The organism is Desulfosarcina sp. (genome assembly GCF_033791525.1).
GTDB lineage: Bacteria > Desulfobacterota > Desulfobacteria > Desulfobacterales > Desulfosarcinaceae > Desulfosarcina.
This window is the reverse complement of the sequence record NZ_JASJGN010000349.1, coordinates 1-6,454: the sequence shown is the minus strand read 5'-3', so window position 1 is coordinate 6,454 and position 6,454 is coordinate 1. Positions and strand designations below refer to the sequence as shown.

General features: G+C 46.1%; 7 protein-coding genes. 6 read left to right on the top strand and 1 reads right to left on the bottom strand.

Features of this window, described 5'->3' with window-relative positions:
- The first annotated feature begins 652 nt into the window (after positions 1-652).
- The gene (locus QNK41_RS17365) at positions 653-1,033 is read left to right on the top strand and encodes a HEPN domain-containing protein (protein WP_319259289.1); all 381 of its coding nucleotides are present in this window, start codon (positions 653-655) and stop codon (positions 1,031-1,033) included.
- Positions 1,012-1,332 carry a nucleotidyltransferase domain-containing protein gene (locus QNK41_RS17360; RefSeq protein ID WP_319259286.1) on the top strand — a complete coding sequence of 107 codons (321 nt, stop codon included), beginning with the start codon at positions 1,012-1,014 and terminating at the stop codon, positions 1,330-1,332. The genes QNK41_RS17365 and QNK41_RS17360 overlap by 22 nt, the downstream gene beginning before the upstream one ends.
- Positions 1,333-1,989: 657 nt before the next feature.
- Here the strand turns inward: QNK41_RS17360 and QNK41_RS17355 are convergent.
- Complete coding sequence (locus tag QNK41_RS17355; RefSeq protein ID WP_319259283.1) at positions 1,990-3,255, bottom strand: TIGR03790 family protein; 1,266 nt, start codon at positions 3,253-3,255, stop codon at positions 1,990-1,992.
- Positions 3,256-3,745: 490 nt separating this feature from the next.
- Between QNK41_RS17355 and QNK41_RS17350 the strand changes: the two genes are divergently transcribed.
- From QNK41_RS17350 to QNK41_RS17335, 4 genes are all read left to right on the top strand, one after another.
- On the top strand, positions 3,746-3,997 hold the full coding sequence (locus QNK41_RS17350; protein WP_319259281.1) for a hypothetical protein: 252 nt from the start codon (positions 3,746-3,748) through the stop codon (positions 3,995-3,997).
- Positions 3,984-4,343, top strand: coding sequence for a type II toxin-antitoxin system PemK/MazF family toxin (locus tag QNK41_RS17345; protein WP_319259278.1), 360 nt, complete (start codon positions 3,984-3,986; stop codon positions 4,341-4,343). The genes QNK41_RS17350 and QNK41_RS17345 overlap by 14 nt, the downstream gene beginning before the upstream one ends.
- A 399-nt stretch (positions 4,344-4,742) precedes the next feature.
- Entirely contained in the window at positions 4,743-4,988 is a 246-nt protein-coding gene (locus tag QNK41_RS17340; RefSeq protein WP_319259275.1) for an AbrB/MazE/SpoVT family DNA-binding domain-containing protein, read from the top strand.
- Positions 4,988-5,386, top strand: a complete 399-nt coding sequence (locus QNK41_RS17335) for a type II toxin-antitoxin system VapC family toxin (protein ID WP_319259273.1) — start codon at positions 4,988-4,990, stop codon at positions 5,384-5,386. The genes QNK41_RS17340 and QNK41_RS17335 overlap by 1 nt, the downstream gene beginning before the upstream one ends.
- Positions 5,387-6,454 lie beyond the last annotated feature (1,068 nt).

Genomic DNA, 6,454 nt, shown 5'->3' with positions numbered 1-6,454 from the left:
GTAGGGCGCGGGCGTGTGACCGGAGTGGCGAAGGGGCCTTGGTCCCGAAGCCGGCGAAGGTCTCATGCAAGCGCACCCGACACACCGTCCAGTCATTTGAGGGCGCCGGTACGCAGCCAGCCCCGATCCGGGGCGGAGTGCCGGCGACCGCAGGACGGCTGGGGGCGCCGCAGGCATAAGCAGTCCCGTCATTTCCGCCGCTCGCTTGGGCTCGGATGCCCAAAACGGGCTATAGCGGAAATAGGGACTCCGCTCGTAGTCTCCCGCTTCCCTTCCGTTCTCATCTAATCGATTTCATAACATTAATTCAAAATTCATCATTTTTAACCAGTGAAATTTCTGAAAGGAAGAAGCATAGCGAATTTCACCAGGTAAAAATTCAAAATTGATAGTCCGCCCACAGCCTATGGCCTGTTCTTTTCCTCCCGGCTTCTGGCTCCTGACTCCTGACTCCTGCCCTTCTCCGTTCGATCCGCCGAAGGCGGACAAGTGCTTGCTCGCCCCAGGCGAGTTCGATGTTAATCAGTTAATCCGCCCATCGCCCATACCCTATACCCACTACCTGGAACTAATCACCTGCAACAAACAGTGGCAATGTGCCCCGCATCTTTTTTTATTGGATATTCGATAGGTTGTCTGTTATTATGGGTGAATGGAACAACGAACCAAAGAATGGTTGATCCAATCAGACTACGATATGGAGACTGCTGATTTTATACAAAGCGGAGGTCGGCACATATATGCCGTTTTCATGTGCCACCTTTCCATTGAAAAGGCGTTGAAGGGGCTTTATTACGAAAAGAAGGGATTGATACCTCCTAAATCCCACAATCTGATATATTTATTCAACGAAATCGGCATGAAACCACCGATGGAACTTGGAAAATTTATTGTTAAGCTAAATGAGGCCAGCATCCCCACCCGCTATCCGGAAAATCTCGCAAATCTTCAAAAGCAGTACAATGAGGTGGTTGTCAAGGATATCCTGACTAATGGAAGGAAGGTTATCAAATGGATAAATCGGCAGTTGTAAAGATCGTTGATCGGTTTCATCAAGGAATCAAGACCCGGGGTATAAGACCGCTTAAACTTATCCTTTATGGTTCTTATGCGTCTTCCACCAATTGGGAAGGAAGTGACATCGATATTGTCGTCATTTCTGATGATTTTATCGGTAAGGATTATTGGGAACGAATTGATATCCTGACGGACGTAATATATGAAATTTTTGCTCCAATCGAAGCGGTAGCGATGACGCAGGAGGAATGGGATCGAGGTGATTTATTTGTGATCGACTTCGCTCGCAATGGCGAAGTTCTTTTCGCTGCATAGCTTAAACTTAAACGATTGCTGTTGCCTTGGATCCGTGGCAATCCATGTCCTAAATTCGATGTCATCCACCGATCGCGATCTTTAGAAAACTTCAATAGAAACTCACGTTTGTGGCAACGGTGCGTAATATGCCATACGTGACCAGAAATGAAATGCCGATTGGCTCGTGCTATTTTCCTTTTAAGACCTTAAATTGCCCTTTTTCACACCAAAACATAGCTTCTAAGGCCATTTTAAGGATATTTTTAAAACTATTTCCATATTTTTTCAATGAGTTTACTCGGTCCGACCCCATAACTCTCACTGAGTGAAAAAGCTTGAATTTAACCACAGAAATACACGGACTCACACGGAAAATCGTTTAGCCAGCCTGCGGCTGGTAAATAATCAACATATTTCTCTCTGCGATCTCTGCGACTCAGCGAGAGAATGAAAAGATGAACATCGAACATTGAATGAAAAAAACCAATTGAACTAACGAACAAATCCAACTAATTGAACAAATTCAACGAACTTCATCTCCTGACTCCTGCCCTTCTCCGTTCGATGTTCAACGCTAATCAGTTAATCCGCCTATAGCCCACAGCCTATAGTCCCTCCTCTTCATCTGATAGACTTTATAACATTAATTCAAAATTCATCATTCAAAATTCAAAATTATTGCCCTCCCCCCTCCTTAAACGGCCGATACAACGGATCTCCCACCAGCACCATTTTCCAGGAGAGGTACGGCACGCTGAGAAGGTAGCTCTCGGCCACGGTCAGCATCCCCTCGGTCAGCGCCCTGAAGAATACGTCGGGGAAAGGGAATGCCTGCACATATGGCTCGTCCACCGGTCCGATGGTGACGGCCACCCCTTCTTCCAGCATGCGCTTGCACCAGACCTGGCTGCTTCCCTGGCGCAGCGTGCGGCATTCCGCGCTGGCAATGTGATACCCGATCGCCCCGGGCACCCAATCGAAGGCGTCCACATATCGGGCCAGGCTGTACCACCCACAGTAAAGCGCAGCCTGCGGGCACTCACCCGGTTGAAACAGCTTTCCGGAATTCTCCAGCACCACCGGCATGACTTCTTTTTCCCGGGTCCGTTTTGCCGCCAAATGAATGGATTTGTCGTAAAGCGCGTATCCCGAAACGGGTTTATCACCGGGATCGATATACCGCGCATCGAAATAGGCCGTTCCGGTCAACCCGTCTTTTTCAGCAGCAATGGCGTCATCGATCATACGATGAACCAATTGGGAAGTGGGCGCATCCAGCCGGCTCACCATCGTCACATCCTTTTTCGCCAATTCAAGCTTTTCATCCTTAAAGCCCAGGAAAAAAGGATTTGCCACCCACATGGCCAGCGGGTATTCCCCGGCCAGCACCAGCATCAATTCGGAATCCACCGATGCGCCGGTATTGTGCGCCCACTGGAACGCCTTGATCTTTTTTTCAACAGCGGACAACGCATCTGAAACCTCTTTTTTTCCAGCGTCATCCGATATTACACTTAACTGACCATTCAATCGCTCTTGTTCGTCTTTTAACCCGGCGATCTCTGCCTGCTCTTCCCTGGTTAACGGCAAAGCCCTGATCCTCAGCGGTACGCCTTTAACAGTCACTACACACCGTGGCCGCTGGGCGAGGCTGTATTGCGCCAGCTTTTCCCGCACGCGCCGGGCGATCAACTGATCGAAATCCGCCCTGGAGCAGGTCTCATCATCGGTCACAAAGATCTTCAACAGGTTCTCTTCGGGTACCCCCCGTTTTTGCATATAATAGTTGGCCACGCCGATGCTTTCCCGGGCGTTTCGGTTGGCCACGACCAGCAATTCACCGGCTTCCAGGGCCATGCATGGGGAGGGTGAAAAAAAAGGCCATAGGAGGTATAGGGCCATTAAAAACGGAATGGGCAGTTTGATTCGTATGGGTTGCAAAAATAGTCCTTGTCGTTCAAGTAGAATTCACCAAACTTCACTGGCGTAAATTTAACAGGGAGGACGGATTGGCACAAGCTACCGATAAATATCAAATATGATTTAACTCAGCAATCAGTATTTGCCCGCCGTTCTATACCGCATTAAACGGTTGGGTGTATGCGCTTGTTCTTTCTTTTCATTCGACGTTCATCCTTCCAGCCTGTCGCTTCCCTTCCGTGTTCATCTAATAGATTTTATAACATTAATTAAAAATTCAAAATTATAGTCCACCCCTCCCTATCGCCTATAGCCCACAGCCTGCTCTTGATCCTCCACGCTCTATGCTCCCCGATCCTTCCTGCTTTTCCCAACTTATCAGCTATCAGCTAATGCAGCGCCCTGCTGCATTTCCCCATAGCCCATCACTGGCCCGGTTGTTTTCTATTGACATCCACTCAATAATACATCAATTATTACACATATATTTACACACAAGAAAGAGTTAATTATGAACACAAAAAATGTACGACTCAATATCACTATACCGAAAGAATTGATCCAACTCGTAGACCAGATATCCGGTCCCAGAAAACGCAGTCTGTTCATCGCTGAGGCCATCCGCTTTAAGGTTAAGCAGGACAGAAAGGTGGAGCTCGAAAAGAAATTGTCTGAAGGTTATCGCGCCTGCAAAAAAGAAAGCCTCGATATTACATCTGAATTTGAATCTGCCGATTTGGAGGGCTGGGATGATAAGTATTAAAAGAGGCGAGATTCACCTGGCCGCACTGGATCCGACATTGGGCCGGGAGATTGCCAAAACAAGGCCGGTGGTTGTCATATCAAACGATATCGGCAATCAGTATTCGGGAACCATTACCGTCCTACCGATCACGTCGCAGAATTTAGCAAAGATTTATCCCTTCGAGGCGAAGCTGAAAAAAGGAACGGCCAATCTTCCCAGGGCTTCCAAGGTGAAGACGGATCAAATACGGTCCATCGACAAGCGTCGTATCGTGAAACGGATCGGCGTGTTGGATGCTGAGAGTATGTTCAGCATAGAAAGAGCCCTGCAAATCCATCTTGATCTATTGATTGAAGGATATTGATGCCAGTAAAACGCATCGAAGGTAATCAGCTGCCTTAATGGGCGAAGCCCCCTATACTTTTTGCTCTCTCTGCGACTCTGCGAGAGACATGTCTTTAATAGTTTATCAATCGCCAGAGCAAAGCGAACGCATTATTCGATGTTGGACGTTCGATCCGCCAAAGGCGGACAAGTGCTTGCTCGCCTCAGGCGAGTTCGATGTTCATCTTTTTAGCCTTTCCCCCATAGCCTTTTACCTTCAACCTTCCACCTGTTCATCCATTCAAAATTCATCATTAAAAATTCAAAATTCTTTTCCATCTTCGCCTATCGCCTGCTCTTAATGCTCTTATTGCATTGACAGGTAAAACTTTGCGCCTTACACAGTTGTAAGACAAAATTTTAAGTAAGGAATAACACCATGGCACTGGCAACAATTACCAGCAAAGGGCAAATTACAATTCCCAAAGCGATTCGGGAAAAGTTGATGGTAGGCACCGGAGACAAACTAGAATTTGTCTTCACCAGCGATCGGGAGGCGCTGATTCGGCCGGTGTCCAAAACGGTCGATGAACTTTTCGGCAAATTGCACAAGCCAGGCATAAAAGCCGTTTCCGTTGAGGCCATGGACGAGGCGATCGCCCGACGGCTGAAGGCTGATTTTTAATGAAGGCGCTGGATACCAATATCCTCGTCAGGTTTCTCGTAAGAGATGATGAGCGCCAATCCAAAGCCGTTTACCGCCTGTTCAGGCAGGCTGAATCCGAGAAAGCGGTTTTTTTTGTCCCCTTGCTGGTGATTCTGGAAACGATTTGGGTTCTGGGGGCAGTCTATCAGATTTCGAAAACGGACATCCTGGATGCCATCAACGATATCCTTTACCTGTCCATCCTGAAATTTGAAGCGCAACCTGCGCTGAAGCGCTTTCTGATAGAAGCACATGAAAAAAACGCTGATCTTTCGGACGTCTTGATCGCCTGTTCGGCCAGGCTTTCGGGTTGTGAAACAGTGCTTTCATTTGACAAAAAAGCAGCTAGGTTTGGTGTGTTTGAAATGTTACAATAGGGTTCAAGGATTCGAGAGTCCAAGGAGTCAAGTGAAACAACTTTAGCCAGTGAAATTTTTTATCCCGTGAAATCGCGTAGCGAGAACCATCATTTCACCCAAGACCGCCAGGAAGGAGCCCAGCGGATTTCACCAGGCCAATTATACTATCTTTTCCCTATCGCCCATAGCCGACAGTCTATAGCCTGTTCTTAATCTCCTCGGTTCTGTTATTTTTCTCTCGCCCAAAGCCCACAGCCCATGGCCCCTCGCCCACGATAATTTCTAACCAATCAAACAAAACAAAATAACCAACCAATTAAACGAACATTACCTCCCCGCTCCACGCCCATAGCCCATTGTCCATAGCCTTTTTTTATCCTGTCTACTGTCGCCTGACTTCTGAATTCTGGTTTATTCTTCTCATTCACTATTCGATGTTGGATGTTCGATGTTCGACGTTCGTCCTTTTTTTCTCGCCCATAGCCTATCGTCTATCGCCCCAAATTATTTCTAACCAATCAAACCAATGAAACCAACGGAACTGATAAAACGGTCTTTTCCCTATTTTCACCCCCACCGCCTTGGCCAAAAATAGGTAAAATTTTCTACAATTTAACAATAAATATAACTTTTTTTACATACTTTTTAGCCCTAAAACTGCCATCTCCTGAACCTAAAAAGCTAAAATATTTGGAACCATCTAATTTAAATACAAAATAAGTGTACTTTAAAACAGATCCATTTTCGGCACGTTACTTGATAAGGATTGGGGTGGGTAGACTTATCATGCATTGCTTACAATTTAGCTGTTTTTCAACTGATCTTTTTACTGATGATCAAGAAAGGAGAGTTACGTTCAAAACGTTAGAATATTGCGGAATCGAATGAGGGGGAGAAAAAACATACTCTATTTCAGTTAAAAAACTTCAATTAAATTGAACAGGATCTTAAGGGGTGGACATGAAAAAAAGTTTTTTAATATTATGCTCGATTTTATTTTTAATAGGTTTTTCAGGTATTTCAAATGCAACATCTTTCTCTATTGGTAATGATGGCTCTCTTATTTTTGGAGGTTTTGGTAGTGGT

Coding starts and splice junctions, on each gene's coding strand:
- QNK41_RS17345 (WP_319259278.1), top strand. CDS start 3,984: ATGATAAGTATTAAAAGAGGCGAGATTCACCTGGCCGCACTGGATCCG.
- QNK41_RS17360 (WP_319259286.1), top strand. CDS start 1,012: ATGGATAAATCGGCAGTTGTAAAGATCGTTGATCGGTTTCATCAAGGA.
- QNK41_RS17350 (WP_319259281.1), top strand. CDS start 3,746: ATGAACACAAAAAATGTACGACTCAATATCACTATACCGAAAGAATTG.
- QNK41_RS17340 (WP_319259275.1), top strand. CDS start 4,743: ATGGCACTGGCAACAATTACCAGCAAAGGGCAAATTACAATTCCCAAA.
- QNK41_RS17365 (WP_319259289.1), top strand. CDS start 653: ATGGAACAACGAACCAAAGAATGGTTGATCCAATCAGACTACGATATG.
- QNK41_RS17335 (WP_319259273.1), top strand. CDS start 4,988: ATGAAGGCGCTGGATACCAATATCCTCGTCAGGTTTCTCGTAAGAGAT.